The following is a 26,812-nucleotide window of genomic DNA, read 5'->3' as shown; positions in this document are numbered from 1 at the left end:
TTATTTTATCACAAGCCTCCATTCGAGCAACTTCTTCCCGTTTTCGTTCCTTTCTTGTTTCGTTTTTTGATTTTTTCTAAATACCCTTATGTAATTAATTACATTTAAATTTAGAAATGCCTTTGGCTCTATTTTTTACTTTTTACCGAAAACCGGCAAAATAAAAAAAGCGGTGGCATGAGCCACCGCTTCTAAAAATTTATGAATCGAACTTATAATCCGCATTTCAACTGCGCATTGCAGTTTGTGCAGGTATTGCAGCCACCCATTTCTTCAACAGTCCCTTTTCGGCAGACAGGGCAAGTGTCGCCTACTTCAGAACCGATTGTCACGTTTGTTGAACGCAAATCTTGAATGGTATCAATAAGGACGATTGGGCGTTTCCCTTTAACATCTTCCTGATGGTCTTCTTCAAATGTGTTTTCTTCCGCTTTCAGCGTTAAGACTTGTGAATCACGGCTTCCGTCTACATACACCGTTCCGCCTTTAGCGCCGCCTTTATAAAGACGCTCATAAACGCCTTCCACTTGTTCGACTGTATAGCCGCGTGGTGCATTGACGGTTTTCGAGATGGATGAATCGATCCAGCGCTGGATGATGCACTGGACATCCGCATGCGCTTCCGGAGCTAGATCCATCGACGTAACAAATGCTTTTGGAAGATTTTCTTCATCTGCATCCGGATTGTTTTTCAAGTATTCACGGACAATATCCGCTTTTACTTCAATAAACTTGCCGAGACGGCCGCTGCGGTAGTAAGTGAATGAATAATAAGGTTCTAATCCCGTTGAAACACCTACCATTGTTCCCGTAGATCCTGTCGGCGCAACCGTCAATAAATGAGAGTTGCGGATTCCGTTTTCCAAAATGCCTTGGCGGACTTCTTCCGGCATGCCTTGCATAAAGCCTGTTTCGGTAAAGGCTTTGCGAAGTGCAGCCGTTTCTTCATCTGTATTGCCGACTAGGAACGGGAAGCTTCCACGTTCTGCTGCAAGCTCAGTTGATTGTTCATAGGCTGCGATTGCAATCGTCTTGAAGATTTCATCGACTAATTCGTTGCCTTCCGGAGAACCGTATTCCTTATCGCAGTAGATCAGTAAATCGGCAAGGCCCATGACGCCAAGGCCGACGCGGCGTTCGCCTAAAGCCTGCACCCGATTTTCTTCAAGGAAATAAGGCGTTGCGTCGATTACGTTATCTTGCATGCGGACGCCGACGCGTACTGTTTCTTTCAACGCTTCAAAATCCACTTGCTTTGTTTTCGGATCCGCAAATTGCGCCAAGTTCACAGCTGCCAGGTTGCAGACTGAATACGGAGCAAGCGGCTGTTCGCCGCATGGATTTGTAGCGACGACTTTTTGTCCGTAGGCACGGGCATTCGTTTTTTCGTTGGCATTATCGATAAAGAAAATGCCCGGTTCTGCTGAATAAGTTGCACAGACATTGATCAAGTTCCAAAGGTCGCGAGCTTTCATTGTCCGGTAAGTGCGGACTTTATGGCCCAGGCGCTCCCATTCGCGGACATCTCCAACTTCGTGCCATTGTTCGTTGTAAACGGCCATTTCTTCTTTCGAATAAGACTCGACTGCCGGGAAGCGAAGTTCAAAATCCGCATCTTCTTCGACTGCCTTCATGAAATCGTCCGTCAGCGTCACGGAAATATTTGCACCTGTCAAAAATTCTTCGTTATGGACAGAGTAGGTTCCACCGTCGCGCAGCTTCGTTTCAGCATCGCGCATGATTTTTTCATTGAACCCGCCCATTCCAGGAATTGTACGGTAATTCAAGATGCCTTGGTACATCGCTTCTTCCTGTTGGCTGAGCGGTTTGAATTTTAGCTTTTCATGAGCCAATTTCTTAATCGTTTCATCATTCGTATTTTCGATCAAATAGCGCAGAATGCGAGGATTCTGCATTTTCGAGATGATGAACTCCGCAATGTCCGGATGCCAATCAGCAAGCATGATCATTTGCGCTCCGCGGCGAGATCCGCCTTGCTCCACCAAATGCGTCAATTTCGCAATGTCATCAAGCCATGAAACCGATCCGGACGATTTGCCGTTAACACCGCGCGCCAAGGTATTGCGCGGGCGCAAAGTCGAACCGTTTGTTCCGACGCCTCCGCCTCTTGACATGATTTCCATCACTTGTTTGCGGTGGTCAGAAATGCCTTCACGTGAATCTGCCACGAATGGCATTACGTAGCAGTTGAAATACGTGACGTCCGTATCAGCGCCTGCCCCGTAAAGAACGCGACCTGCCGGAATGAACTTTAAATCCACTAATTGCTTGTAGAATTTCTCAAACCATTCCTGGCGTTTTTCAGCTGTTTGTTCAACAGATGCGAGCCCTGTTGCATTGCGTTTCGCGATTTGCTCATAGTAAACCTCTAAAGGTTTTTCAATGACATCCAATGAACGATTGACAATGCCGCTCGTGATTTCGTCTTCTTTGTCGATAGCACTCCGGTAATCTTCCTCAATCCACACTTTGGCGGTATTTGCCTCTTTGTCGACTGAAACGATATAGCCGAGGCCGCGCGCAGGGAATTTCGGATCTTCCTTAACAGTAAGCACCACAAAATCGCCTGCTTTTAGCGTTGCCTTAGCCGTATCCTTAAAAGAATAGCGGTCAATCATGACCAGGCGGAAACCCCTTTATGAGTTGTTTTCATATCCGGCGTAATTTCATGGACTTGCGGAAACAGCTGAATATCCTTGTTTAATAAATTTGGATCAAGTGTATATTGGGATTGTGCAACGGAAACCATTTGACAATTCCTCCTTTATATTATATGGGGTCAAACACTATATATAGTATTATTACATTTCCCATCATACTAGATATTGAAACTTTTTTAAATAACAAAATTATAGTTAAAAGCTTAAGAAACCTGCAAAGCCGAATGCAGCAAGGTTTCCATTTTGAAAATGAGTCAAAAGTCTCCTCACGCTCTGAAATTCCACGAATCAGAGGCGTATTTTTCTTTCTCTAAGGTCTTGACATATTCCATTTGTTCCGAAGTCAATATGTATGGTTCCAACTCGATTTCGAGAGATGACCGAAAGCCCTCTTTAAAGGCTTCGATGCACTCATCCATCGTCGCTTGATAGCTGCGCAAGGAATTGATCGATACGGCCTTTTCCGGTATTTTGAGCCGCATTTTTTCCTTAGCTCCAGCGTCTGAAAAGCGGAATAAAGACAATAACTTCTCAGCATCCAGATCGATTAAAATAGCGCCATGCTGTAAAATCACGCCTTTTTGGCGAGTTTGAGCGCTGCCTGCTACTTTCTTTCCTTCGACGACCATCTCATACCAGCTCGGTGCGTCAAAACAAACCGCGGATTTCGGCTTTTTCAGGTCTGCCAGTTTTTCTGCGGTATCCGGGACTGAAAAATAAGCATCGAGGCCCAAATTTTTAAATCCTTCCAGCAATCCGCCGCTTAAAATCCGGTAAGCTTCCGTGACGCTTTCAGGCATATCGGGATGCTCCTCGCTGACGATGATGCTATAAGTCAGTTCATGTTCATGCAGAACACCTCTGCCTCCTGTCGGCCTCCTGACAAAACCGAGGCCAAGCTCTTTCACCCGCTCTAAGTCAATTTCCGTTTCCGCTTTTTGAAAATAGCCGATCGACAAGGCGGCCGGCTGCCATCCGTAGAACCGGATAACCGGCGGAATCAATCCTTCACTATGCCAATTCAATAAGGCTTCATCAAGCGCCATATTATAAGAAGGGCTGCAATACCCTGAATTTATAAAAAACCATCGTCCATATTTCACAAGATCGCCTCCTAAATCCATTAATAAGTGTAACATTGCCATTGAATAAGAGTCACTCCTTCTTTTATAATAGAAGTAGAAGAGAAAGGGGCAAGACAATGGATTTTCTGTATGTTATTTTAGCCGTATTATTGATCGTCATTATCTTTGCGGTTATTTCCTATTACCGCATAAAGAAAGCTGTCACTACATTGACTCAAGAGCAATTTATCGAGGGATATCGGAAAGCTCAGCTGATTGATGTCCGTGAACCGAAAGAATTCGCAGGCGGCCATATTCTAGGGGCTCGCAACTTGCCGCAATCCCAATTGCGCCAACGCTACAAAGAAATCCGCGCAGATAAACCTGTATACCTTTACGACCAAAATGGCGCACGCAGTGGCCGTGTGGCGTTATTCCTTAAAAAACAAGGTTATACGCAATTGTATCAATTGCAAGGCGGTTTCAAGCAATGGACCGGTAAGATCAAGTCTAAATCCTAATCAAAAAGCCTTTCCATCCTGGAAAGGCTTTTTTTCTACCTAATCAGCTCGTCATCATTTAACTACAGGAGGCTACAGATGAAAATACCCATCCTATTTCCGAATACGATTGAAGTTCAGGAAGTTCTGCCTTATTACGCCGCTTTTTCCATTGTTTCAGAAAAGATCTTTTCTATACTAAACGATCGTTCGAATGGACAATGGAAGCAGATCGATATCTCAGAGCCCGTTATCCAGCTTAGCACGCACCTACTCGACATGATGGAAAATGGCGATCTGCCTTACGATACGCTCTCTTATATATATGAAGCCAAACCTCTCGGCAAAATCACTAATGTGTCCGATGCAAATGATAAAGGCCATATTAAAATCCAGGAGACTTTTGAAAACCGCTTAATTTATTTTCCTGGCTATGATGTCGCTCTTGCGCAGATACCTTTTTTCACCTCTTCTGAAAACAGCTGGCCCGAATTTCAATGCTTTGCCAAGTCCGTAGAAGATGCCTTTTCATTTCTTGAACACGCCAACGAAATGGTGCGCCAAGCCCTGATGAACAATATCACTTTCCTTGTCGATACGGAAGAAGGCGTGAAACGCCGGAATTATGGAGAGATGGCGATCGTTTCCCGCGAAGACGTTATGCTGGAACAAAAAGTGAAAACGGATATTTTCCGCTCCATCGATGAATTTTTCAAAGACGGCGGCCAATTCTTCAAAGAGTACGGCGTTCCTTATAAACGCGGCATATTGTTGTACGGCGCCCCTGGGAACGGCAAAACGACGCTGGTCAAGTCCATTACAGGCTCGACCAATGCACCCGTCATCTACTGGCAAATCACAGAATACACGAACAGCTACACGATTCAGGAAGTTTTCGGCATTGTATCCGGCTTAGCCCCCGCCATCTTGGTCATTGAAGATATCGATTCCATGCCGGAGTTCACCCGATCGGTCTTCCTGAACACCTTAGACGGCACACAATCACGCGAGGGCTTGTTTATCATCGGGACGACCAATTATCCGGAAAAAATCGATCCTGCCTTGATCAACCGCGCAGGGCGCTTTGACAGGGCGTATGAAATTCCGTCGCCAAATAAAGAATTGCGAAAATCCTACTTGGAAAAACTCGATGTCAAATCGATTTTCACCGATTCCCAGCTGGAGCATATGGCTGAACTGAGCAAAGGGCTTTCCATTTCGCAGATGAATGAATTGTATATGTCTTCAGCGCTGAACTGGCATTACGAAGGCGATTCCAACTATGAAAACAGCATCCGAGAATTGCAAAAGCAAAACAAGCGCACCCAGCAGAACGATTGGGTTGAACAAGATACCACAATCGGTTTTTAAACAGTGAAAAGCCCGATGGAAAAATTCCATCGGGCTTTTTTTGCATTTTGTTTTTATTCTATTCTGGTTTAGTGTAGCGGAGCACCGGCTTGCGGGCTGCTTGTGTTTCATCCAAACGTTTGATGACTGTCGTATGCGGTGCATCTTGGACGATTTCCGGATTTTCTTCCACTTCTTTCGCGATTTGGATCATCGCGTCGATAAAAGCATCCAAGGTTTCTTTGGATTCTGTTTCAGTCGGTTCGATCATCATGCCTTCTTCCACATTCAACGGGAAGTAGATCGTTGGCGGATGGTAGCCGAAATCAAGCAAGCGTTTTGCCATATCCAATGTACGGACGCCCAGTTTCTTCTGGCGGCGGCCGCTCAACACGAATTCGTGTTTGCAATGGCGATCATACGGCAAGTCGAAATGCGGCTGCAATTTCCGCATCATGTAGTTGGCATTCAAGACCGCATATTCCGTTACAGCTTTTAAGCCGTCTGGTCCCATTGAACGGATATACGTATATGCCCGGACGTTGATGCCGAAGTTGCCATAGAACGGCTTCACGCGTCCGATGGATTCCGGACGGTTATAGTCGAACGTCAAGCCTTGATCCGTTTTAACAAGCACAGGTTTTGGCAAATACGGAATCAAGTCTTTCTTCACGCCGACAGGACCCGATCCCGGGCCACCGCCGCCGTGAGGGCCAGTGAAGGTCTTGTGCAAGTTTAAATGGACAACGTCAAAGCCCATGTCTCCTGGACGTGCTTTAGACATAACCGCGTTCAAGTTAGCGCCGTCATAATACAATTTCCGCCGACTTCATGGATGATGGCAGCCATTTCGAGAATCTGCTCTTCAAATAAACCAAGCGTGTTCGGGTTGGTCAACATCAATGCAGCCGTATCTTCACCGACTACGCGTTTCAGGTCTTCCAAATCAACGAGTCCGTGTTCATTCGATTTCACCGTAACGGTTTCAAATCCGGCAACGGTTGCAGAAGCGGGGTTTGTCCCGTGTGCTGAATCGGGAACAATGACTTTCGTACGTTTCATATCGCCTCTTGACTCATGATATGCCCGGATCATCATCAAGCCTGTCCATTCGCCGTGTGCACCTGCAGCAGGCTGAAGCGTCACTTCATCCATTCCGGTAATTTCTTTTAAGTGTTCCTGAAGATCAAACAATAACTCCAATGCACCTTGGACTGTCGATTCCTCTTGCAATGGGTGGATATTTGCGAACCCAGGGAACCGCGCAACCGATTCATTGATTTTCGGGTTGTATTTCATGGTGCATGAGCCAAGCGGATAGAATCCAGAGTCCACACCATGATTGCGTTTAGATAATGCAGTGTAATGGCGCATGATATCCAGTTCGGAAACTTCGGGAAGATCCGCTGCTTCATCGCGCACTAATTCTTCCGGAAATAGCTCGTCAAGATCGATTTCCGGCACGTCTAAGTCCGGCAGGCTATAGCCGATGCGGCCTTCTTTTGTCATTTCAAAAATGAGCGGTTGATTGTCCTTATGCATGAGTAGCCCCCACTTCTTGCACTTTCGCAGTCAATTCCTGCACAAATGCATCGATTTCTTCTTTTGTCCGCTGTTCCGTAACACATACGAGCATATGGCCATCCAATTCATCGTAGCTGCGGCCAAGATCGTATCCGCCAATAATTCCTTTTGCTAATAAGCCCGCATTCAATTCTTTGATCGGTGCATTGACTTTAACAACGACTTCATTGAAATGAGCGCCGCTAAATGGAATTTCGAAACCGGCTCCTTTAAGTTGCTGTTTCATATAATGTGTTTTCGTAATGTTTTGGACTGCCATTTCTTTTGTTCCGACTTTTCCAAGAGCTGTCATCGCAACAGAAGCGGCGAGTGCATTCAAGGCTTGGTTTGAACAGATATTCGACGTCGCTTTATCGCGGCGGATGTGCTGCTCGCGCGCTTGCAAAGTCAACACAAATCCGCGGCGACCATCTTCATCGACCGTTTCACCGACTAAACGGCCAGGTACTTTACGCATCAATTTTTTGGTCACTGCGAAATAACCGCAATGTGGGCCGCCGAATGCTTCAGCGATTCCAAAAGGCTGTGCGTCGCCGACTGTAATATCAGCACCTAATTTCCCAGGAGCCGTTAAAGCGCCGAGTGAAAGCGGATTTGCCGATACTGCAAATAGCGCTCCTGCCTCGTGGATGACCGGCTCCAATTCTTTCAAGTTTTCAACTTGGCCGAAGAAGTTCGGATACTGGATCATCACCACTGCGACATTATCGTCGATCATGTTTTTCAAAGCTTCCAAATCAGTATGGCCGTCTTTCAACGGAATTTCTTCTACTTCGATGGATTGTCCAAGCGCATAGGTGCGGACAACATCACGGGATTCCGGATGGACAGCACGTGAGACGAGAATTTTCTTGCGGCGTGTATGGCCAGCTGCAAGCATTCCCGCTTCCGCTAAGGCCGTTCCGCCGTCATACATGGAAGAGTTGGCAATATCCATGCCTGTCAATTCGCTGATCATTGTCTGGAACTCGAAAATCGCCTGCAACTCACCTTGGGAAATTTCAGGCTGATATGGTGTGTAAGCCGTATAAAATTCAGAACGTGAAATGACGTGGTCAACGATGATCGGTTTATAGTGATCATATACACCGGCTCCGAGGAAAGAAGCAAAGCGGTTGGAATCCGCGTTCTTAGCAGCGAGAGCAGCCAATTCCTTCGTCAAAGAAGACTCGGATTTAGCCGGTTTGATATTGTATTCGCCTTTAAAGCGGACTTTCTCAGGAATATCTGCAAACAATTCATCGATTGATTCGATTCCGATAGCTTCCAGCATTTCTTTTTCGTCTTGAGACGTCATTGGTAAATAGCGATGTTTCATTGAGTGCTGACCCCTTTTCAAATTGAATTATTTTGAGCGTTTGTAAAATGGCGTTTCGACAATTTTCGCTTTCAGGCGCTTGTTGCGGATTTCGATTTCAATTTCTGCTCCAAGCTCCGCATGTTCTTTGGAAATCAGGGCTAAACCAATATTTTTCTTCAAGCTCGGCGATTGCGTACCGGTTGTGACTTCGCCGATTTTTTCATCATGTAAGTAAACCGCATAGCCGTGGCGCGGAATTCCTTTATCAATCATTTCGATTCCGACGGATTTCCTTGGTATGCCATTTTCTTTTTGTGAAGCCAGGGCTTCTTTGCCCATAAACTCTTCTTTGTTCAATTTCACCACAAAATTCAATCCGGCTTCCAAAGGTGTAATATCATCGGAAAGCTCTTGTCCGTAAAGCGCTAAGCATGCCTCAAAACGCAGCGTATCGCGTGCACCGAGACCACACGGAACAAGGCCGTCTTCTGCACCTTCAGCCAATAATGCATCCCAAAGTGCAACTACAGCTTGCGGGTTCCCGTAGATTTCAAAACCGTCTTCACCGGTGTAGCCTGTCCGTGACACAATGACAGAATGTCCATCGATTGAAACATCCGTTTTAAAGCGGAAGGCTTTGATTTCAGCTAAATTTTCTTCCGTAAGCCGTTGAAGGATTTTCTCTGCGAGCGGGCCTTGCAAAGCAAGTAAGCCATAATCAGCTGAATGGTTTTCCAATTTCACGTCACCCAAAACCGTTTTTTGCATCCATTCAAAATCTTTTTCAATATTCGAAGCGTTGACAACCAACAAATAATGGGCATCCTCTATTTTGTATATCAGTAAATCGTCGACTGTGCCGCCATCTTCATAGCACATAGCTGTATATTGGGCTTGCCCATTTTGGATTTTGGAAACATCATTGGTAACGAGCTGCTGCAAATAAGCCAAACTGTCATTGCCTGTGACGAAAATTTCGCCCATATGGGAAACATCGAAAAGTCCGGCCTTTGTTCTCACTGCTTCATGTTCCTCTTTAATGCTTGAGAATTGTACCGGCAGTTCCCATCCGCCAAAATCGATGGTTTTTCCGCCATGCTTTGCATAAGATTCAAAAAGTGGTGTTCGCTGTAATTGGTTTGTAAGTTCTGCCATTCAACTTCCTCCTTATTTGTCAGATCCTTTGCATGGCGAGTCCGTCAAAATTCACTTCAGACTAGCATTTCGCCATGAAAAAAGGACAGAGATTCCCCTTTAATAAGGGAAATCTCTGTCCTGGAACCTGAAAGTTTACCTTTACGGCTTTCCTCTTTGGTAGCTGCATGCAGCATTCTCCAGAGATGCGTCCCGTACGAGTCTTTTTGCCTGAGAGATTCACGACATTTTGTCGTTTGCTCCTTCGGCGACGCTTTCGCGTTCTCTCCCCGTACAATCATCCGCCCAAATCAATTTGATTGGTCCAAAACGTTATACTGAATAGTACAACTTTGACTATATCCTAACATTGAATTGGCGTAAGCGCAAACTTTTTTCCATTGAGTTGTCAAAAACGAACATTCTGTATATAAACATCCGAATTATTCGCCTTTCAAACGATTTGCTTGAAAGGCTGCATACTGTGTGATTTGCCGCAAGGTACGAAATTCTGTGCGGATAGTGATATGGGCAGCAGCTTTGTATGTCCGGTAGCGCGATTTGAACATCGCTTCAATTTCTTCTCTTGTGGAATCCCTGACGATCGGACGGTTGGGATCTTTATGGATCCTCCGCCAAATTTCTCGAAAAGGGGCATCCAAAAACAAGACGAGTCCGGTTTCCCGCATGATTTTTCGATTGCGTTCTTTCATAGCCACACCGCCGCCCGTCGAAATGATGCACCTGTTATGGTTGAAGTTCCGCAAAAACTCTGTTTCCAGATTCCTAAAATGCTCTTCACCGTATTGGTCGAAGATTTCAGGAATCGTTTTTCCCGTTTGCCGTACAATTTCTTTATCCATGTCGTAGAAAGGCAGTTTCATTAAAAAGCTGAGCCTTCTGCCAACAGCGCTTTTGCCGCAGCCCATGAATCCGATCAAATAAATTCTTTTCATCCTACCACCCAATGCCACCCTACTGTTCAGGTATTTTATTTTTCTGAATTTCCATTAGTAGTTGTATAGTAGCATGTCTATGCATATTTTCCAATCCGTCATATGTTTTATAATGGACCGTGTATAAGGCGAGACTGTGGGAAAGCAGGATTAAAGCCGACATAAAAAACACAAGCGAAATCGGATACAATGCCCCTTTTTCATTTTTCAGCATACGTGTAAACATATTCTGCCTCCATCGAACGGCCATTTGCGAATTCTGCAAAAATCGTCAAGATTGTGCCTTCAATTTGAAAAGAGCAGGAATCCAATTTAGTAGCCATCACTTCATGCCCTTGCCTGAATTTCTGCTTTCGGATTAAATTCCCGTACAGTTCGATATCGTATTCCACTTCATCTTGAATCACTCTTATTCCGCTGCCATTGTTGATGACTTCGATTGAATCGACTTTTGTTAAATAACTTTGCAGTTCGTAAGAAAACAAATGCCATTCCGCATTGCCGGCATCGGTTTCTTTTTCAAAAGCAATCATGAGACTGAAGAAAATAACGATTAATGGAAGAAACGCCATTAGAATGATGAGCTCGAAAAGCGATCCCAGAAAAGTAAAGCCGTTTTCATTGAACGGATTTAATTTAAGCATACGGTTTGTTGTTGTTCTTTATAGTTTTCATAACTGACGCATAAATCCCCTGAGAACTCCCATCGATAAACGGTGCCTTCCACTTTTCTTCGGCCCGACATTGTCCCGCTCGCTAGTTGTTTCGCCCCTTCATGCATCGTCTCATAAGCGATCATCTTTTCTTTTTTCAAATGCATGGCTTGCTGTGTGTATTGGAACGTCGGCAAGAGCGTTCCAAATACGATAAAAAACATGAACAGGCTGAGCATGGTTTCTGCCCAGGAAACCCCTTTTTCATTCAGAAAAAACCACCCTCCCTTTGCCCAAATGGACGACTATGGATTTATCTCCAGCACTCGTTTCAAAATTCAACGTGCCGGACCCGGAAACCGAACCGTTTCCGGTAAAGTGAATTTCTTTTAGGTTGCTGGATTTTTTTAATTGGACGCTTTTTGGCATTTTCCTCGTTGAAAGCGCCCCTCTGAAAGTTTGTACAACTTCGCTTGAATGGCTGACTTCCCTGAAGACGACCGTGACCGGCGCCTTGGACCGGTAGCTTTCACTTTGGGCATAGTAAATATCCTGCTGAAGCAATTCGAAATAGCGCTGTTCGTCCCTTTCAGTTTCAAACGCCCGGTAACTTGGAATCGCGATGCCTGTAACAGTCATCAGCACGAGCAGCACCAACAACATTTCAATCAACGTAAACCCCTGTTCGCCTTTGATTATGGCGTTCCTTTTTTAGATGTCGTCACGACGCCAGCCGTTGAAATCGATACCGGGTCACCGTTCGGACAGCTTGTCTCGTTTTCTTTCAAATAGCCTTTTTCCACAAGGTTCGGCATTGTCGGCACCGCTTTCTCATCCATTCGGTAAGACTCGACTTGGCCTTGGACCATATGCACGTAAGCTTTGCAGCCTTTATCTTCAACTGCAGAAGTCTGTTTTGTAACGTTCGGTATGGCAATCGCGATTAATACAGTGATGATCAGCATAACAATCAGCATTTCAATTAAAGTGAATCCTTTTTGATTTTTTAATCGTTTCATTGTTCTCCTCCTCAGATCGTATGGACTAAATTGTACATAGGCAATAAAATCGCTAAATAAGCGCCGACAATGCAGCAAGCGATGATGACAAAAAAGGCAGGCTGAATAATTTTCAGCATCGCTTGGGATTTCTTCTCGATCCGCTCCATCAGCACTTCGCTATACAAAATCAATTCTTTCCCGAGGTGTCCAGTCAATTCCCCGTGCTGGACGAATGACGCCATGTCGCCCGCAAAAAAAGACTGGCGGGAAAGCGCAACCGATAGATTTTGGCCGCTGATGACTTCTTCACGGCATGCATTGGCCATAAACTGGATGATCGAATGGTAAGTCTGTTCTTGAAGCAATTGCAAGGATTGCTGCAATGAGATGCCGCTATGCAATAAGGTTCCGAGTTCCCGGGCAAAGAGATGGGACCAGTAAAGCCTCATATAGCCTCGCAGCACAGGAAGCTTCAAGATCCAATGGATTTGGATCGGCACTTTCTGTTTGTTTAAGATCAGCCAAAAGCTGGTTGCCGCTAAAGCAAACAAGGCAAAGAGGCCGATGAAAACATCCGGCAAATTCAGTAAATAAGTCGGCACTCCGGACGTTTCTTCACCGGATTGAAGCGATTCCATGAGTTCCGTTAAATTGGGCACATAGTTTGTCCGAAAAAACAAAAACAGCATAGAAGTGAAAAGCAGCAAAGACACCGGATAAATCAAGATATTCTTTAGTTTTTTCTGTACTTGTTCCGTCCGCGAAAAACTTTTGGCGATGCTTTCTATCGACTCAGGCAAGCGGCCATGGAATTCAGCAATTTCCACCGGAAACAGCACTTGGTCTTTGAAGCCAAGAAACTTCAAAATCTCAGCTGCCGTACCTCCACCTTTTAAAATAGCGGTGATGCCAGATAGCGCCTCTTCCAGTTTTTTTGTATGCACTGGAAGCAGCAGCTGCAATGCCGTCGGCAGCAAATAGCCTTCTTTCATTAACACGGAAAGCCGGCTGAGGAAATGTTCACGGTCATGAATAGGGATTGGTTTCGGCTTCAAGACTCGCTTCAATCGCACCGATCCTCACTCCTTCCCGGATTTGTCCGCTAAACGACAAATGTTCCGGCAGCCTATACGGTTTCTTTTCTTTTGCCGAATCCACCGCTTCCATCAGCCGTTCCCCATGCAAAATTTCATACAATGCACGATACGACGTTTCCAGTTGATCCATTTCACTAAAGACGGGAATGATTTTCTGCGCTGATATGGCAATCAGGGTCTGCGCCATATCTTCATAGGAAACACCAAGGTCATAAAGGCGATGTAGGCACCCGACAGAATGCCTGGCATGGATTGTCGATAGCACCAAATGGCCTGTCAAAGCCGCACGAACCGCGATTTGCGCAGTTTCAGCATCACGGATTTCGCCTATCATGATGATATCGGGATCATGGCGCAAAATTGCTTTCAGTCCTGCCGCATAACTTAGCCCCGCTTTTTCATTGACTTGGATTTGCAAAATCGACTGGTTTTTTCCGCTCCACCGGATCTTCCAGCGTGATGATATTGCGGTTTAACTGCTCTGCGCAGTGCTTTAAGAGCGAATACAAGGTGGTTGATTTTCCGCATCCTGTTGGACCCGTAAACAACAATAGCCCTTGAGGCGCTTCTGATAATTTCTCCAACAGAAAGGCGGAGTCTCGAAATGCGGCAAGCGAATGGATTGAATCTGCTACATCATCTGCCATAATCCGGATCACAATGCTTTCTTTTGTTAAAACCGATGGCAAAGTTGATATTCTAAAATAATAAGGATGGTTTTCAATTGGAAGTTGGAATGAGCCTGTTTGAGGTTTTCGCTTTTCACTCATATCCAGAAGGGAAAGGTATTTAAAATACGCAATCATGCGATTGCCTAATTCAAGGGGGATTTTGGTCACTTGCTTTAAAGCTTGGAACGAACGGAACGAAATGGAATAACTATCTTGCTCAGGTTTTATATGGATATCAGTTGTGGCACATTCCACTGCCTGGCTCAGCAGATCTGCACATCTGCGTTCGATTATCTCTTGCATAGCCACCTCCTATTAATAGTTGAATAAAGGGCGCCTCTTCATTCCCCCACAGTATAACCGGCTGAATTTGCTTTGGGAATACTTTCTCTCAAAATAAATATTTGATCGCTCTATAGAGGGGAAATCTCATTTTTGAACACATTTAACCGATTTGATTTCAGCTGTTTTCCCTTTTCTTTTTGCTCGGCAATTGCAATAAATCATTTCTTGAGGTAAGCTCACTTTCATAGCGACCAGAGAAAACGCCGGTTGTTTGATCTGCTTGGCAACAATACACCTGTTTGTCACAAAGAAAGAACAACTCGCTGTTTACACACTCGCTCCCTTTCCTATATAATAAATAGGAGATTATTGTGTTGTGGCAAAGGAGGGATTACCCATGGATAAGATGTTCAAATTAATGGGATGGTGGACTGGGATATTCGCAGTTCTTTTTTACGTAGGTGATATGGTAGAGGTATCATTAATAATGGTAGCTAATACTGGATTTTTCGTTCTTCTTGGATTCTTAAACATTTCCGAACGCATGTACTTGTACATTTTCGGAGCTTACTTAACCGTATTCTTCGTAGGCTTCACTTACTACACAACGTTCATCCATATTCCCGGAGCTGGACATTAATCAAGAAATCAAAAAAGAAAAGCGGCCCATTGCGGCCGCTTTTTTAATTTCCTCTTTTCAACTCTGCTATTGCAAAAAAGGGTTCGACTTCTTTTCTACTGACGGCGTCGTTTCCGGTCCATGTCCCGGATACAAGATCATATGCTCAGGCATCGTCAGCAACGATTGTTTAATCGATTGAAGCAATTTCACTTCAGAGCCATCGATTAAATCCGTTCTTCCGATGCTTCCCCGAAATAATGTATCTCCGACAATCGCAAATCCTTCTTTTCCAAAAGAAAAAGTGACGCTTCCCGGCGAATGGCCCGGCGTGTGGAACAACTCCATTTTGAAGCTGCCGATTTCAAGCGACTTTTCCTGATCCAGCAATCTATCTGCTTCCCGCATCCGGTAATCCGGCAAGGAAGGGTATTTTCCAGAACCATTGAGATTCGGACGTCCGAGCCAGTCTTTTTCCAAGCGATGCAAGTAAACCGGAATGTCGAACTGGTCCCGCAAATCGTCAATCGCCCCAATATGGTCGAAATGGGCATGCGTCAATAAGATCGCGAGCGGCTTCAACTTTTTCTTTTTCAGAAACTCAACCACTCTTTTGCTTTCTTCTCCCGGATCAAAAATCAAGCACTCATTCAAGTCGCTGGAAATGATATAGCAATTCGTTTGCACTGGCCCTAATTCCATTTGATTGATTTTCAACATGTGCATTTCACCTCTTTCAAATTATAGCATCTCAAGTGTTCAACGGAATGACAATATTATCTCTCGACAAACATCCTGTTATTCATTACAATAATAAGAGAACACGGCGGCACTGGCTGTTAATGTTGAAGGGAGTGTCATAGATGAACTTGCTTATGGTTATATTTGGGCTGATTGCTATTTTAGCAGCAGTAGGCACTGTACAAACCTTGAAAAACAAACAATTTTTAGGATTAATTTTCAACTTCGGTACGTTTGTAATTTTCGGCGGCTTCACGATCGCGACGATCATTACACAAGGATATCCACCAAGCCTACATTAATCCGAAAAAGCTGATGCCTTCTGGCATCAGCTTTTTTTATTGCTTTAAAAATAAAAGCGGGAGCTGTAGTAGCAACCGCTTCTTCTTATTGCTGGGGCACAACTTCAATGGCCTCATTTTCTTGCTGCTCTTTTTCTAATTTATCCAGTTCTTTTTCTGAAAGGATCATTTGGCCATTGTCCTCATCGTAAAATCTTAAAAGATCTCCGTTGATAATCGACTCGGAATATTCAAGCTCGGTAAACGCAGGCTCGATATACGGTTCACAAGCTGTCTGGTCGATTTCTTCGCCGGTTTCGCTATCGTAGCAAGTATTTCCTGCATAAACGTGGTCCTTGGTGATGAAGCGTCCATCGCGGAACACAACAAACTCTTCATGTTCTTCCGAGAATAGATCGCCGCCGAACTGGATGTCTTCCTTCGTTTCCACACCCATCAAATGCATGATAGTTGGGCGGATATCCACTTGCCCGCCGATTTCTTCATCAACATGCCCCTCACCATAGCCCGGGATATGAATAAAGAAAGGCACTTTCTGCAGCTGCGCCGTCTCAAATGGTGTAATTTCTTTTCCAAGATACTGCTCCATCGCGGCATTATGGTTTTCTGAAATTCCATAATGGTCACCATACATCACAATAACCGAATTTTCATACAGCCCTTGCTGTTTCAATTCATCGAATAATACTTTTACCGATTCATCTAAATAACGGGCTGTTTGGAAATAGCGGTTCAAGGTGCCTGAATTGGAATCGAATTCATCGATCATTTTATCTTCCTCATCCAAATAGAAAGGATGGTGGTTCGTCAGCGTCAATAAACGGGTATAAAACGGCTCAGGCAATTTTGCCATATGCTCTACGGATTGCTCCATAAACGGGATGTCTTTCATTCCCCAGTTTACCGCTTCACCTTCCCCGATTTCATAGCTGTCGATGTCCAGAAATTCATCGATATTCAATGATTCATACATCATGTCGCGGTTCCAGAAACTCTTTGTGTTCGCGTGCTGGACGGAAGTATGATACCCATTCTTTCCAAGGCTTTCTGCCATTGAATTATAAGAATTTCCGCTATGCGTAAAAAATACGGCTCCGCCGCTTAATGGGTAAAGCGAATTTTCAAGCAGGAATTCAGAATCGGAAGTTTTTCCAAGCCCTGTTTGGTGATAGAAATTCGGGAAGTAAATAGTATCTTCATCTTCTGTCAAGTCATTCAGGAAAGGAGTAATCGTCTCTCCGTTCATATCATTATTGATCGTAAATGATTGCAGCGACTCCAATGTCACGACGATAAGATTCCGGCCTTCAGTGAGCCCAAACATTTCCGGATTGGGCTCTGATTGGTTTGAACTTACATAGTTATTGATTTCAACGAGCTGCGAGCCATCTGCGAGAGCGCGCTGCGCTTGTGATTTTGATTGGATATAAATATCGTAAATATGGTAGTTGTACATCCCGATATTTTTCACTAACATTTCACGGTCAAAACTGCGTGTCAATAACTGTGGCCGTTCTGCTTCCGCAAGGCCTAAATTGAAAAACATCACTGCAGTGGAGAGGATGAAATAGGCTTTTCGCTGCCCTTTGCGGAATGCTGTTGATTCCGATTTGATTTTTATGAACTTGATCGCAAGTGAAATTACGATGACATCGATAAAATAAGCAATGTCTGTCCAGTAAACACTTTCGGCAGCACTTGCTCCTAAATCCCCGAAATTATCTTTCTGGAACAACACCGGAAGCGTAATGAAATCGCTGAAAAACCGGTAAAAGGCAACATTGGCGTACAAAACGATAGACGAAATGACAGCGATTGCAAGAATGTACCGATTTTTGGCTTTATCGCTTTTAAAGAATAGCGATATGCCGTAAACGAACAGCAGCCAGCTAAGCGGATTGATAAAAAGGATAAATTCCTGCAAAGCGTTGTCGATTGTAATCGAGAAGCTGGTTTTGTAGATAATGTAGGTTTTTAGCCATGTAACGATGATTGCGATAGCCAGGATCGAATGTCTGGGCCACTCTTTTTTCATCATCCCGCGCATCCTCCTTTTCACAGGGGTAATTTACACATTCTTAACCCTCCGTCTACCTCTACTTTAACATAAGAATGTAAACTGGAAGTTTGCAGATTATAGCCTCAACATATTGAGTACCCTTATTAAGACGGATAAAACCTCAAATTGTTTCTTTCTAAGAACTATTTTCCTTCACTGCGCTTTTGGCGAAGAATCATCAAAGCGGTGGTATATTCTTTTGCCGTAATGAATTGCATGCGGTAAAGCTCCCGCACCTCATCTTCCATCAATGCCAAATCCGCTTGAAAATCAGCCGTGTAGATGATCGTGCCGTATCGCTTCAATAATTGCATCACATCATATAAATTTTTCATTTTCGCCACCCCATCGTTTCGATCCATTCATTTTCCGTAATAAGTTGCTGCACAGGAATGTCGTGGTTTTCTACAGGCATCGATTCCACCATTTGGATTTCAAAGACAAGTGAAACAGTGTCCCCGTTATAGGCAGAAAGATAACGGTCATAATAGCCGCCGCCGAAACCGATGCGATACCCGGATTTACTGAATACCACACCGGGTACAATCATTAAATCGATTTCATTCGGTGAAACGTAGCGGTTTTTGTCAATCCGTGGCTCCAGCAATTTCATATAGACATTTTCCAGTTCACTATAATCCGTCAAGATGTAAAAATCCATTCCTCTCGTACTCGGAATGCATTTAGGAACAGCCACTTTTTTGCCGATGCTCCAGCAATAGTGAATCAGTTGCGAGGTATCGACTTCCGGAAAAGCCGAAATGGTCATTCCGATAGTTGTTGCATTTACAAAAATAGGATCTTCAGCCAATCGCTGAATGATTTTTTCTGTTTTTTCTCTATGTACTTCTTCAGGCATCGCCTTTAATTTTGCAAGCATTTCTTTTCTGCTGGTGGATTTGTCCATATCAAAACATCTCCTTATATAAAGAAAAAAGCCAAAACCCGTGTAGGTTTTGGCAGTCAATGAATTACTTCGTTTCACGGTGTAGAGTCATTTTCTTTTCACGTGAGCAATATTTTTTCATTTCAAGACGCTCAGGGTTGTTGCGCTTATTTTTAACAGTGCTGTAGTTACGTTCGCTACATTCTGTACAAGCTAAAGTGATGTTAACACGCATCGGTATCCCTCCTAATTCTTTCAAAGATCATTTGTTAATAAGCGGTTGATCTATACGACTTAACTATTATAGCATATCTAGAGGCAAAGTCTACTGAAAATATTCATTATTTCTTCCGGAAATACAAGAAACTTCCCGGCAGTGAATGCTGCCGGGAAGCGGTTAGCTATTTAAGTCGTAATGGCGGCCTTTCACCAGATAAAATAATTGTTCTGCGATATTTGTGGCATGATCAGCTGAACGTTCCATATACCGGCTGACGAATGCCAATTGTGTGATTTGGCTGAGCTTTTCAGGATGCTCCCCACCTGCATGCATCAATTTGCGGATGACATCGCCGTATAATTCATCGACTTGGTCGTCCAGTTCTGCAATCTCTTTTGCCTTCAAGACATCTTCTTCTACAAAAGCATCGATTACTTGATAAAGCATCGCTACGGCCAAGTCGTGCATCTGCTCGATTTGGCGAATTTGCGGAAGCAAATCCTCTTTGCCGATCCGGATGGTTTCTTTTGCAATATTCACCGCATAATCGCCGACGCGTTCCATATCACTTGCTACTTTGATCGTAACGATTAATCTCCGCAAGTCAGTTGCCACCGGCGATTGTTTAGCGATCATCAAAATTACCTGGTCGTTGATTTCTTCTTCTAATTTATTAATCTCGACATCATCTTCGATGACTTCAAGCGCCGCATCCACATCATGGGTCAGTAAGGCTTTTACCGATTTGCTTAAAGCTTCAACTGCCATTTTGCTGATTCCGATCAGCTGGTCTTGCGCAGAATTTAATTCATAATCAAATTTTTCGCGTACTGACATATTCTGTTCCGCTCCTTTATCCGAATCGCCCTGAAATATAATCTTCCGTCCGTTTATCGGAAGGATTTGAGAAAATGACATCCGTATCATCATATTCGATCACTTCGCCGTTCAAGAAGAAAGCGGTCTTATCCGAAATACGCGCTGCCTGCTGCATATTATGCGTAACGATGATGATGCTGTAGTCTTTTTTCAATTCCTGGACCAATTCTTCGATTTTCAATGTCGAGATGGGATCCAGTGCCGAAGTCGGTTCATCCATCAGGATGACATCCGGTTCGATCGCAAGTGCCCGGGCGATGCAGATCCGCTGCTGCTGCCCCCCTGAAATGCTGTAGGCATTTTCATTTAACCGGTCTTTCACTTCATCCCAAATGGCTGCTCCGCGCAAACTTTTCTCGACAATCTCATCAAGGATTTTTTTGTTTTTGATGCCATGGATCCGCGGTCCATAAGCCACATTGTCATAAATTGATTTCGGAAATGGATTCGGTTTCTGGAATACCATGCCGACTTTCGTGCGCAATTCTTCGACAGCGTAGTTTGAATCGAAAATATTCCGTTCGCGGTAAAGGATTTCTCCAGACGTTTTAACCGTCGGCACCAATTCCACCATGCGGTTCAAAGTCTTGATATATGTTGATTTTCCGCATCCTGAAGGCCCGATTATGGCCGTGACTTCATGTTCTTTTATATCCAAGTCAATGTTTTTCAAAGCATGCTTATCGCCGTACCAAAGATTCAATTGCTTCGTTAAATACACCGATTTTTTTATGTCGTGCTGCTCTTTCGGCTGAATTTCTTTTTTGATTTTTATCGGACTGATGGTTGTCATTTGTGAAACCCCTCTCACATAAATAGTATTAATAGCGTTTCTGGAACTTGTTGCGGATAAGTGCAGCGATTGAATTCATCGTTAAAAGTACGGCCATCAGCACAATGATTCCAGCTGCCGCGACTGCTTGGAATTCTTGCTGCGGGCGGCTTGACCAATCATAGATTTGCATCGGCAATGCGGTGAACGTGTCCATTACACCGGCAGGCAGGAACTGGATGATCACCGGCACCCCGATGACAATCAAAGGCGCCGTTTCCCCGATCGCACGTGATAAAGCCAAAATGCTACCCGTCAAGATTCCCGGAATGGCAGCCGGCAAAATGATCCTCACAATCGTTTGCCATTTAGTTGCACCCATTCCAAGCGAAGCATCCCGGAGTTCATTTGGCACCGCACGGATCGCTTCTTGTGCTGCTACGATAATGACCGGCAATATCAGCAGACTCATGGTGAATCCGGCTGCCAACACACTATTTCCAAGTGATAGGGCTCGGACAAAAATGGTTAACCCAAGCAAGCCGAACACGACTGACGGGACCCCCGCCAAGTTTGAGATATTGGTGCGGATAAAGGAAGTCATCCGGTTTTTCTTCGCATATTCCTCTAAATAGATGGCTGAACCAACACCTAAAATGATGGAAGTCGGAGCCACTACAGCCATTAGCCAAAGTGAGCCGATCAAAGCCGCTTTGATCCCCGCTTTTTCCGGGAACCGGGAAGCGAAGTTGTTCAGAAATTCCCACGAGAGATTTCCGCTCCTTGGGTAATGATGCGATAAAGCAAAATTGCCAATGCGAGCAATGCAATGGTTGTTGCGAGCATGAAAAGGCCCTTGAACAGAAAATTGACGATTTTTCTGCTGCCCATCCGCTTCACTACTAAGTCGTGGTCTACATATCTCATCTCAATACTCCTCCTTGAAACGTTTTGAAACATAAGTGGCAAGGATATTCATAAGCATCGTAAAGATGAATAAGGTAAAACCGACGGCATAGATGGAGTAATAAATCGTCGTGCCATATCCTGCATCGCCTTTTGAAACTTGGACGATATACGAAGTCATGGTCTGGATGGAACCTGTGAAATCCCCGTCAAACCTTGGTGTAGATCCTGCCGCCAGTGACACGATCATCGTTTCACCGATTGCACGGGAGACGGCAAGCACCACGGATGCGACAATCCCGGATAAAGCGGCTGGCAAAATGACCTTTATGGCCACTTCAAATTTCGTCGAACCCATTGCAAGAGCCCCGTCTCTGATCTGCCTAGGCACTGAAGACATCGCGTCTTCGGATAAGGAAGCTATCATCGGAATAATCATGATGCCTACTACAATCCCTGGTGAGATGGCATTGAAGATTTTGATTTCCGGAAATAACCCTTGCAAGACAGGTGTCACAAATGTCAAAGCGAAAAAACCGTAAACGATCGTCGGAACTCCAGCGAGGATTTCCAGTACCGGCTTAACGATTCTTCGGACCGTTTCGCTAGCATATTCACTTAAATAGATGGCAGCCCCGATACCGATAGGGACAGCGACACTCACAGCGATCGCCGTTATTTTCAGCGTACCGATGATCAACGGCAAAATGCCGTACTGCGCTTCTTTATTCGAAAACGGCAGCCACGTGGTGCCGGTGATGAAATCGAAGAACGAAACACGCGAGAAGAACGTGAAGGTTTCTACAATCAAAGTTAAAACAATGCCGATTGTCGTCAGTACCGAAACTGAAGCAATCAGGAATAATAGAATTGGAATGATTTTCTCAATGATCTTTTTACTTTTCTTGCCTTTCGACTGCGCGATCATTTCCTGCACAGATGGACGCATATGAAATCCCCTTTCAACCGCAAAAGGCGAGCAGCGGCTGCTCACCCTAAGACCCGATCTTTAACCCGTATTATTTAAGTGCTTCTAAATCTGCAAGCCCTTTTTCATATTCTTCTTCTGGAAGTGATACATATCCGACTGCTTCAGCCATTTCACCTGCATTTTCTAATGCGTACTCCATGAAATCATAAACAGCTGGATCTTCTGAAATGGCTTTATTGCTCGCATAGGTGAACAACGGACGCGATAATGGTTCGTACTCGCCTGATTCGATCGTTTCATGCGTCGGCTCCACTCCGCCAATATTCACTACTTTCAATGTATCTTTGTTAGCGATGTAATAAGCAAATCCGAAGAATCCGATCGCGTTCGGATCAGCTTGGATCCCTTGAACCAACACGTTGTCATCTTCTGATAGCGTCGCACTGCTGACAATGTCTTCATCTTCTAGAATGACTTCATTGAAATAATCAAATGTCCCTGAATCAGTTCCTGGAGCGTAGAAGACCACTTCGTCATCCGGCCATTCAGGATTGATATCCGACCATTTTTTCGTAGAGCCATCTTCGACCCACAGTTTTTTCAAATCTTCTACCGTCAAATCTTCCACCCAGTCGTTGTCTTGGCTGACAACGACTGATAAGCCGTCGTAAGCGAGTAGGAACTCTGTGTATTCAATGCCTGCTTCTTCCAGGCTTGCCGCTTCTTCTTCTTTAATCGGACGTGATGCATTTGAGAAATCCGTTTCACCTTGGATGAACTTTTCAAATCCGCCGCCAGTACCGGAAACCCCAACTGTTACTTGGACCTTCGGCTGGTCTCCTGCATATTCTTCAACAATTCCTTCCATGATAGGTGCAACTGTCGAAGATCCATCACCTGAAACAGCGCCTTCTACTTCAGCTGACTCTTCGCCTGCTGTGTCAGATGTTGTTTCTTCAACGTCAGAATTCGAATCCGCAGATCCTTCTTCTCCGCCGCATGCCCCTAAAATTAACGCTGAACCTAGAATTGTCGATGCCATTGCGAACTTCCAATTTCTCATTTCTCATTTCCTCCTAAGGTTTGTGTTATTTACATTCTTAACTATAAAGACCGATTGTTGAGGAAGTATAAAGCGAATGTTAAGAAAATGTAAATCGGGTTTATTTCCATGTAGTTTGGTTCATAAACAGTTTGAAGACGTAAAAAAAGCGATAGACCCGGGCTTAAAGCCTGTGTCCATCGCTTTTGATCAGTTTTCTTCGCCTTCTTCAACTGCGGTATCAGTGGCAGGTGATTTGATAACGGAAGGTGATTCATTTACTTCTTTGTTTTTCAGTTCGTAGTATTTATCCAGAGCGGCACGCGCAATCTCATTGCTCGCTGGCGGAACGTTGCGCGGATCGGTCGTAATATAAGGAATTACCACCGCATAGGCGACTTCAGGATTCTCATAAGGTGCAAACCCGACATGCGTCGTATTGACCGAAGCTTTTGTATAGAAAGGGCTCTCTTTGTCGTCGTAATAATTGATCTCTGCTGTACCTGTCTTGCCGGCAGCAGAATATTTAAGGTCGTTAAAGTATTTGCGGGCAGTCCCGTTGCTGCCTGTGTAAACCATGCGCATGCCTTGTTTCACCCGGTCGATTTCAGCCTGGCTATTGTTGATGCGATTCAAGATTTTGGGTTCAACCACCGTTTCGACCGCACCTAAAGTTTTGCCGTCGCTTGAAGGCTGGCGGATTTCTTTGACAACATGCGGCTGCATGCGGTAGCCGTCATTGGCGATTGTTGATACATATTGAAGCAATTGGAGCGGCGTATACGTATCATATTGTCCTATGGCAAAGTCAAGGAATGTACCGGGCTCTGTCCGGATGAAACGGCCGGTAACACCTTTTCCTTCGTTCGGCAAATCGATGCCTGTGCGTACACCCAGACCGAATTCCGCAAAGGAATTGCGCATCGTATCCCAATCTTCTTGCGCTACGCTGAATCCTCTATAGCGTTCATAGGCATTCCCGGAAATTGCCAATGCAATTTTGAACATATAAACGTTGGACGAACGTTCCAGTGCAGTCTGGTCATTGACCGCTACTCTGTTGCCGATCGTTCTGTTGAAAAGGGAAGCTTTCATCAAGCCGCCAGGAAGCAGCATCGGCTCATCGATCATCGTTTGGCCCATGGCAATGGCATCATTGCTGTAACCCGCAAGTACTGTCGCCCCTTTGACGACCGAACCTGTCGGATAAGCTGCCGTGATGGTTCCGAATGAGTAATCGCGGACGATCCGTTTGCCGTCTTCATCCCGGTCCAATTGTTTGCCCACTAGCGAAATGATTTCCCCGGTCCGCGGATCCATCATGACTAAATAAGCATCTTTCACCAATTGGGAATTGGGGCCAGCTTTCAGCTCCAATAGTTTCTTTTCGACAATATCTTCCATTGCATTTTGAATTTCTGAATCGATGGTAAGAACCACATCTTTCCCTGGCTCCCCTTCATCGACAGTCACCGTCTCAACAACACGCCCCCGGCCATCCGTCACGTTTTTCACGATGGATTTCTGGCCTTGCAGCACTTCTTCATATTCCGCTTCCAGGAAACTGATGCCGACGCGGTCATTGCGTGAATAATCGCGTGCCAAGTAATAATCGATTTTATCTGCTGGCAGCCCTTGTTCAGGCGTCGTCGTATTCCCTAAAATGGTCAAATCCGATGTTTTTACCCGTTTCCAGTCCGTGATCGTGTTGACTCCTTTTAAATCCGGATCGGTCAAACGTTCAGATACCCGGGCAAACTCTTCATCGGTTACGCCTTCGTTTTTAATGATTTGGGGAGAAAGCGCATAGCCAGATGTCATTTCGCGATAAATCGCCAATACTTCGAGTTGCTGGTCTGTCAGGCTCGCCAGCTCTTCATCTGTTATTCTTTCGCGGATCAACGTGTCGATTTCACGCTGCTTTTCTTTTTCCTGAATGTCTTTATTGTTGATCTCAAGGCGTTCTTCATCTGTGACTTTTGCTGTCGCTTTTTCGGTATTCAATGAAATGTAGAAATCCTGTTTATCGCGCAGCGTCACTTTTTTTGGGTCTTTTTCAATCAAAGATGCCAGTTTTTCTGCAACTCGCATCATTTCTTCTCTTTTGGTCGTCTGCATGGCCGTGTATGTAATGGCGTTGACAGGATTATTATCAACTTGCACGCGGCCTTCGCTATCAAAAATACGTCCCCGCGGCACGCTGGTGTTGACCGGAACTTCTTCTGTCCGGGCCAAAGCGCGCGTGAAATCTTCGCCTTTAACGATCTGCAAATAGCCTAGCCGAAGAATCAATACAGAAAACAGCAAGAAAATGGAGAAAAAGAGGATATTCATCCGAAAGACGGTATGCGACTTCAGTTTCGCTTTCGCGAGCGATACACGCCTTTTCTGAGGGGTATTCATTTTTGTGCACTCCTTTCACCAAAATAGGCAATTGCTAGTATAGCATTTTACATAAAAAAACACACACTTTTTCTGACGAAAAAGTGTGTGTAAAGTTGCGTTGGATTTGAATTATTTTGCTGCTTCGTAGCGTTTTGAAACTTCATCCCAGTTTACTACGTTCCAGAATGCCGCCAAGTAATCAGGGCGTTTGTTCTGGTATTTCAAGTAGTAAGCATGTTCCCAAACGTCTACTCCAAGGATCGGCGTTTTGCCTTCCATTAATGGAGAGTCCTGGTTAGGAGTTGAAGTTACTTCCAACTCACCGTTTGAAACTGCTAGCCAAGCCCAGCCTGAACCGAAGCGTGTTTTACCAGCGTTTTCGAATTTAGTTTTGAACTCGTCAAAGCTGCCGAATTTAGCATCGATTGCTTCAGCAAGAGCACCTGATGGAGCGCCAGTGCCATTTGGCGTAAGCAATTGCCAGAACAATGAGTGGTTAGCGTGTCCGCCGCCATTGTTGCGCACTGCTGTACGGATATCTTCAGGAACTGCGTTCAAGTCAGAGATTAGTTCTTCCACTGATTTTGAAGCAAGGTCTTCGTGGCCTTCTAAAGCCGCATTTACGTTTGTTACATAAGTGTTATGGTGCTTCGTGTGGTGAATGTTCATCGTTTCTTTGTCGATGTGTGGTTCAAGTGCGTCATACGCGTAAGGTAATTCTGGTAATTCATAAGCCATGATTAAATTCCTCCTTGAGTCTATTGTTCTACTTTCTTAGCGTATCAAAGTTTTTC

At 44.7% G+C, this 26,812-nt stretch carries 26 protein-coding genes, 3 pseudogenes and 1 riboswitch; of the genes and pseudogenes, 4 read left to right on the top strand and 25 right to left on the bottom strand.

The genetic code is table 11. The annotated features are described in order from the left end of the window. Window positions 1-212: 212 nt before the first annotated feature. Together L0M13_RS08365 and L0M13_RS08360 are read right to left on the bottom strand one after the other, a co-directional pair. Window positions 213-2,770 (bottom strand): annotated as a pseudogene (locus L0M13_RS08365) (vitamin B12-dependent ribonucleotide reductase). 177 nt (window positions 2,771-2,947) lie between these two features. Then, window positions 2,948-3,727, bottom strand: a complete 780-nt coding sequence (locus L0M13_RS08360) for a lipoate--protein ligase family protein (RefSeq protein ID WP_311195665.1) — start codon at window positions 3,725-3,727, stop codon at window positions 2,948-2,950. A gap of 155 nt (window positions 3,728-3,882) precedes the next feature. Here L0M13_RS08360 and L0M13_RS08355 point away from each other — a divergent pair, with 155 nt between their 5' ends. Next, on the top strand, window positions 3,883-4,266 hold the full coding sequence (locus L0M13_RS08355; RefSeq protein WP_052651746.1) for a rhodanese-like domain-containing protein: 384 nt from the start codon (window positions 3,883-3,885) through the stop codon (window positions 4,264-4,266). 78 nt (window positions 4,267-4,344) lie between these two features. Continuing rightward, complete coding sequence (locus L0M13_RS08350) at window positions 4,345-5,616, top strand: AAA family ATPase (protein WP_235199088.1); 1,272 nt, start codon at window positions 4,345-4,347, stop codon at window positions 5,614-5,616. Between the two features lie 58 nt (window positions 5,617-5,674). Here L0M13_RS08350 and gcvPB read toward each other — a convergent pair. The 11 genes and pseudogenes from gcvPB to L0M13_RS18325 form a co-directional block, all read right to left on the bottom strand. Further along, window positions 5,675-7,137: pseudogene (gcvPB, locus tag L0M13_RS08345) on the bottom strand (aminomethyl-transferring glycine dehydrogenase subunit GcvPB). Beyond that, window positions 7,130-8,497: an aminomethyl-transferring glycine dehydrogenase subunit GcvPA gene (gcvPA, locus tag L0M13_RS08340; protein WP_235199087.1), complete on the bottom strand. Its 1,368-nt coding sequence runs from the start codon at window positions 8,495-8,497 to the stop codon at window positions 7,130-7,132. The pseudogene gcvPB and the gene gcvPA overlap by 8 nt, the downstream one beginning before the upstream one ends. Before the next feature lie 27 nt (window positions 8,498-8,524). Beyond that, complete coding sequence (gene gcvT / locus L0M13_RS08335) at window positions 8,525-9,634, bottom strand: glycine cleavage system aminomethyltransferase GcvT (protein WP_235199086.1); 1,110 nt, start codon at window positions 9,632-9,634, stop codon at window positions 8,525-8,527. 188 nt (window positions 9,635-9,822) lie between these two features. Further along, window positions 9,823-9,915, bottom strand: a riboswitch (glycine riboswitch). A gap of 141 nt (window positions 9,916-10,056) precedes the next feature. Further along, window positions 10,057-10,569, bottom strand: coding sequence for a shikimate kinase (locus L0M13_RS08330; RefSeq protein ID WP_235199085.1), 513 nt, complete (start codon window positions 10,567-10,569; stop codon window positions 10,057-10,059). A 200-nt stretch (window positions 10,570-10,769) separates the two neighbouring features. After that, entirely contained in the window at window positions 10,770-11,213 is a 444-nt protein-coding gene (comGF, locus tag L0M13_RS08325; protein WP_235199084.1) for a competence type IV pilus minor pilin ComGF, read from the bottom strand. After that, window positions 11,201-11,461, bottom strand: a complete 261-nt coding sequence (locus tag L0M13_RS08320; protein WP_235199083.1) for a hypothetical protein — start codon at window positions 11,459-11,461, stop codon at window positions 11,201-11,203. Before L0M13_RS08320 ends, comGF begins: the two co-directional genes overlap by 13 nt. Window positions 11,462-11,486: 25 nt before the next feature. Next, a complete protein-coding gene (gene comGD, locus L0M13_RS08315; protein ID WP_260107769.1) occupies window positions 11,487-11,918 on the bottom strand; it encodes a competence type IV pilus minor pilin ComGD in 432 nt (143 codons plus the stop codon). After that, complete coding sequence (gene comGC, locus L0M13_RS08310; protein ID WP_235199081.1) at window positions 11,918-12,241, bottom strand: competence type IV pilus major pilin ComGC; 324 nt, start codon at window positions 12,239-12,241, stop codon at window positions 11,918-11,920. Before comGC ends, comGD begins: the two co-directional genes overlap by 1 nt. A gap of 11 nt (window positions 12,242-12,252) precedes the next feature. Beyond that, window positions 12,253-13,296, bottom strand: a complete 1,044-nt coding sequence (gene comGB / locus L0M13_RS08305; RefSeq protein WP_235199080.1) for a competence type IV pilus assembly protein ComGB — start codon at window positions 13,294-13,296, stop codon at window positions 12,253-12,255. Continuing rightward, the gene (locus L0M13_RS18330; protein WP_260107756.1) at window positions 13,250-13,738 is read right to left on the bottom strand and encodes a GspE family protein; all 489 of its coding nucleotides are present in this window, start codon (window positions 13,736-13,738) and stop codon (window positions 13,250-13,252) included. Before L0M13_RS18330 ends, comGB begins: the two co-directional genes overlap by 47 nt. Next, window positions 13,719-14,294, bottom strand: a complete 576-nt coding sequence (locus L0M13_RS18325) for an ATPase, T2SS/T4P/T4SS family (RefSeq protein ID WP_260107755.1) — start codon at window positions 14,292-14,294, stop codon at window positions 13,719-13,721. The genes L0M13_RS18330 and L0M13_RS18325 overlap by 20 nt, the downstream gene beginning before the upstream one ends. A 379-nt stretch (window positions 14,295-14,673) precedes the next feature. Between L0M13_RS18325 and L0M13_RS08295 the strand changes: the two genes are divergently transcribed. Next, the gene (locus L0M13_RS08295; protein ID WP_052651758.1) at window positions 14,674-14,916 is read left to right on the top strand and encodes a DUF2626 domain-containing protein; all 243 of its coding nucleotides are present in this window, start codon (window positions 14,674-14,676) and stop codon (window positions 14,914-14,916) included. 66 nt (window positions 14,917-14,982) lie between these two features. Here the strand turns inward: L0M13_RS08295 and L0M13_RS08290 are convergent, their stop codons facing one another. Further along, a complete protein-coding gene (locus tag L0M13_RS08290) occupies window positions 14,983-15,615 on the bottom strand; it encodes an MBL fold metallo-hydrolase (RefSeq protein WP_235199079.1) in 633 nt (210 codons plus the stop codon). 143 nt (window positions 15,616-15,758) lie between these two features. On the opposite strand from L0M13_RS08290, the gene L0M13_RS08285 reads away from it, so the two are divergent. Next, window positions 15,759-15,938 carry a DUF2759 domain-containing protein gene (locus tag L0M13_RS08285; protein ID WP_052651760.1) on the top strand — a complete coding sequence of 60 codons (180 nt, stop codon included), beginning with the start codon at window positions 15,759-15,761 and terminating at the stop codon, window positions 15,936-15,938. Window positions 15,939-16,023: 85 nt separating this feature from the next. Here the strand turns inward: L0M13_RS08285 and L0M13_RS08280 are convergent, their stop codons facing one another. From L0M13_RS08280 to L0M13_RS08230, 11 genes and pseudogenes are all read right to left on the bottom strand, one after another. Continuing rightward, window positions 16,024-17,976, bottom strand: a complete 1,953-nt coding sequence (locus tag L0M13_RS08280; protein ID WP_235199078.1) for an LTA synthase family protein — start codon at window positions 17,974-17,976, stop codon at window positions 16,024-16,026. 164 nt (window positions 17,977-18,140) lie between these two features. Next, the gene (locus L0M13_RS08275) at window positions 18,141-18,332 is read right to left on the bottom strand and encodes a YqgQ family protein (protein ID WP_052651762.1); all 192 of its coding nucleotides are present in this window, start codon (window positions 18,330-18,332) and stop codon (window positions 18,141-18,143) included. Next, a complete protein-coding gene (locus tag L0M13_RS08270) occupies window positions 18,329-18,904 on the bottom strand; it encodes a 5-formyltetrahydrofolate cyclo-ligase (protein ID WP_235199077.1) in 576 nt (191 codons plus the stop codon). The genes L0M13_RS08275 and L0M13_RS08270 overlap by 4 nt, the downstream gene beginning before the upstream one ends. A 64-nt stretch (window positions 18,905-18,968) precedes the next feature. Next, a complete protein-coding gene (gene rpmG, locus L0M13_RS08265; RefSeq protein ID WP_036809376.1) occupies window positions 18,969-19,118 on the bottom strand; it encodes a 50S ribosomal protein L33 in 150 nt (49 codons plus the stop codon). 162 nt (window positions 19,119-19,280) lie between these two features. Beyond that, a complete protein-coding gene (gene phoU / locus L0M13_RS08260) occupies window positions 19,281-19,940 on the bottom strand; it encodes a phosphate signaling complex protein PhoU (RefSeq protein WP_235199076.1) in 660 nt (219 codons plus the stop codon). A gap of 16 nt (window positions 19,941-19,956) precedes the next feature. Further along, window positions 19,957-20,775 carry a phosphate ABC transporter ATP-binding protein PstB gene (pstB, locus tag L0M13_RS08255; RefSeq protein ID WP_235199075.1) on the bottom strand — a complete coding sequence of 273 codons (819 nt, stop codon included), beginning with the start codon at window positions 20,773-20,775 and terminating at the stop codon, window positions 19,957-19,959. A gap of 28 nt (window positions 20,776-20,803) precedes the next feature. Then, window positions 20,804-21,681: pseudogene (pstA, locus tag L0M13_RS08250) on the bottom strand (phosphate ABC transporter permease PstA). Window position 21,682: 1 nt separating this feature from the next. Beyond that, the gene (pstC, locus tag L0M13_RS08245; protein ID WP_235199074.1) at window positions 21,683-22,609 is read right to left on the bottom strand and encodes a phosphate ABC transporter permease subunit PstC; all 927 of its coding nucleotides are present in this window, start codon (window positions 22,607-22,609) and stop codon (window positions 21,683-21,685) included. Window positions 22,610-22,679: 70 nt separating this feature from the next. After that, a complete protein-coding gene (locus L0M13_RS08240) occupies window positions 22,680-23,654 on the bottom strand; it encodes a PstS family phosphate ABC transporter substrate-binding protein (RefSeq protein ID WP_235199073.1) in 975 nt (324 codons plus the stop codon). 189 nt (window positions 23,655-23,843) lie between these two features. Beyond that, the gene (locus L0M13_RS08235) at window positions 23,844-26,036 is read right to left on the bottom strand and encodes a peptidoglycan D,D-transpeptidase FtsI family protein (RefSeq protein WP_235199072.1); all 2,193 of its coding nucleotides are present in this window, start codon (window positions 26,034-26,036) and stop codon (window positions 23,844-23,846) included. Between the two features lie 111 nt (window positions 26,037-26,147). Beyond that, window positions 26,148-26,756 carry a superoxide dismutase gene (locus L0M13_RS08230; protein ID WP_235199071.1) on the bottom strand — a complete coding sequence of 203 codons (609 nt, stop codon included), beginning with the start codon at window positions 26,754-26,756 and terminating at the stop codon, window positions 26,148-26,150. Window positions 26,757-26,812: the final 56 nt, after the last annotated feature.

The organism is Planococcus sp. 107-1, assembly GCF_021513255.1.
In the GTDB taxonomy this organism is placed as follows: Bacteria; Bacillota; Bacilli; order Bacillales_A; family Planococcaceae; genus Planococcus.
The sequence above is the reverse complement of the archived record's forward strand: the minus strand, read 5'-3'. Positions and strand labels throughout refer to the sequence as shown.

What these genes read in the sequence shown, in the direction of transcription:
- L0M13_RS08360 (WP_311195665.1), bottom strand. Translation starts at nt 3,727, where the DNA reads ATGGCGCTTGATGAAGCCTTATTGAATTGGCATAGTGAAGGATTGATT.
- L0M13_RS08355 (WP_052651746.1), top strand. Translation starts at nt 3,883, where the DNA reads ATGGATTTTCTGTATGTTATTTTAGCCGTATTATTGATCGTCATTATC.
- L0M13_RS08350 (WP_235199088.1), top strand. Translation starts at nt 4,345, where the DNA reads ATGAAAATACCCATCCTATTTCCGAATACGATTGAAGTTCAGGAAGTT.
- gcvPA (WP_235199087.1), bottom strand. Translation starts at nt 8,497, where the DNA reads ATGAAACATCGCTATTTACCAATGACGTCTCAAGACGAAAAAGAAATG.
- gcvT (WP_235199086.1), bottom strand. Translation starts at nt 9,634, where the DNA reads ATGGCAGAACTTACAAACCAATTACAGCGAACACCACTTTTTGAATCT.
- L0M13_RS08330 (WP_235199085.1), bottom strand. Translation starts at nt 10,569, where the DNA reads ATGAAAAGAATTTATTTGATCGGATTCATGGGCTGCGGCAAAAGCGCT.
- comGF (WP_235199084.1), bottom strand. Translation starts at nt 11,213, where the DNA reads ATGCTTAAATTAAATCCGTTCAATGAAAACGGCTTTACTTTTCTGGGA.
- L0M13_RS08320 (WP_235199083.1), bottom strand. Translation starts at nt 11,461, where the DNA reads ATGCTCAGCCTGTTCATGTTTTTTATCGTATTTGGAACGCTCTTGCCG.
- comGC (WP_235199081.1), bottom strand. Translation starts at nt 12,241, where the DNA reads ATGAAACGATTAAAAAATCAAAAAGGATTCACTTTAATTGAAATGCTG.
- L0M13_RS18325 (WP_260107755.1), bottom strand. Translation starts at nt 14,294, where the DNA reads ATGCAAGAGATAATCGAACGCAGATGTGCAGATCTGCTGAGCCAGGCA.
- L0M13_RS08295 (WP_052651758.1), top strand. Translation starts at nt 14,674, where the DNA reads ATGGATAAGATGTTCAAATTAATGGGATGGTGGACTGGGATATTCGCA.
- L0M13_RS08290 (WP_235199079.1), bottom strand. Translation starts at nt 15,615, where the DNA reads ATGTTGAAAATCAATCAAATGGAATTAGGGCCAGTGCAAACGAATTGC.
- L0M13_RS08285 (WP_052651760.1), top strand. Translation starts at nt 15,759, where the DNA reads ATGAACTTGCTTATGGTTATATTTGGGCTGATTGCTATTTTAGCAGCA.
- L0M13_RS08280 (WP_235199078.1), bottom strand. Translation starts at nt 17,976, where the DNA reads ATGATGAAAAAAGAGTGGCCCAGACATTCGATCCTGGCTATCGCAATC.
- L0M13_RS08275 (WP_052651762.1), bottom strand. Translation starts at nt 18,332, where the DNA reads ATGAAAAATTTATATGATGTGATGCAATTATTGAAGCGATACGGCACG.
- L0M13_RS08270 (WP_235199077.1), bottom strand. Translation starts at nt 18,904, where the DNA reads ATGGACAAATCCACCAGCAGAAAAGAAATGCTTGCAAAATTAAAGGCG.
- rpmG (WP_036809376.1), bottom strand. Translation starts at nt 19,118, where the DNA reads ATGCGTGTTAACATCACTTTAGCTTGTACAGAATGTAGCGAACGTAAC.
- phoU (WP_235199076.1), bottom strand. Translation starts at nt 19,940, where the DNA reads ATGTCAGTACGCGAAAAATTTGATTATGAATTAAATTCTGCGCAAGAC.
- pstB (WP_235199075.1), bottom strand. Translation starts at nt 20,775, where the DNA reads ATGACAACCATCAGTCCGATAAAAATCAAAAAAGAAATTCAGCCGAAA.
- pstC (WP_235199074.1), bottom strand. Translation starts at nt 22,609, where the DNA reads ATGCGTCCATCTGTGCAGGAAATGATCGCGCAGTCGAAAGGCAAGAAA.
- L0M13_RS08240 (WP_235199073.1), bottom strand. Translation starts at nt 23,654, where the DNA reads ATGAGAAATTGGAAGTTCGCAATGGCATCGACAATTCTAGGTTCAGCG.
- L0M13_RS08235 (WP_235199072.1), bottom strand. Translation starts at nt 26,036, where the DNA reads ATGAATACCCCTCAGAAAAGGCGTGTATCGCTCGCGAAAGCGAAACTG.
- L0M13_RS08230 (WP_235199071.1), bottom strand. Translation starts at nt 26,756, where the DNA reads ATGGCTTATGAATTACCAGAATTACCTTACGCGTATGACGCACTTGAA.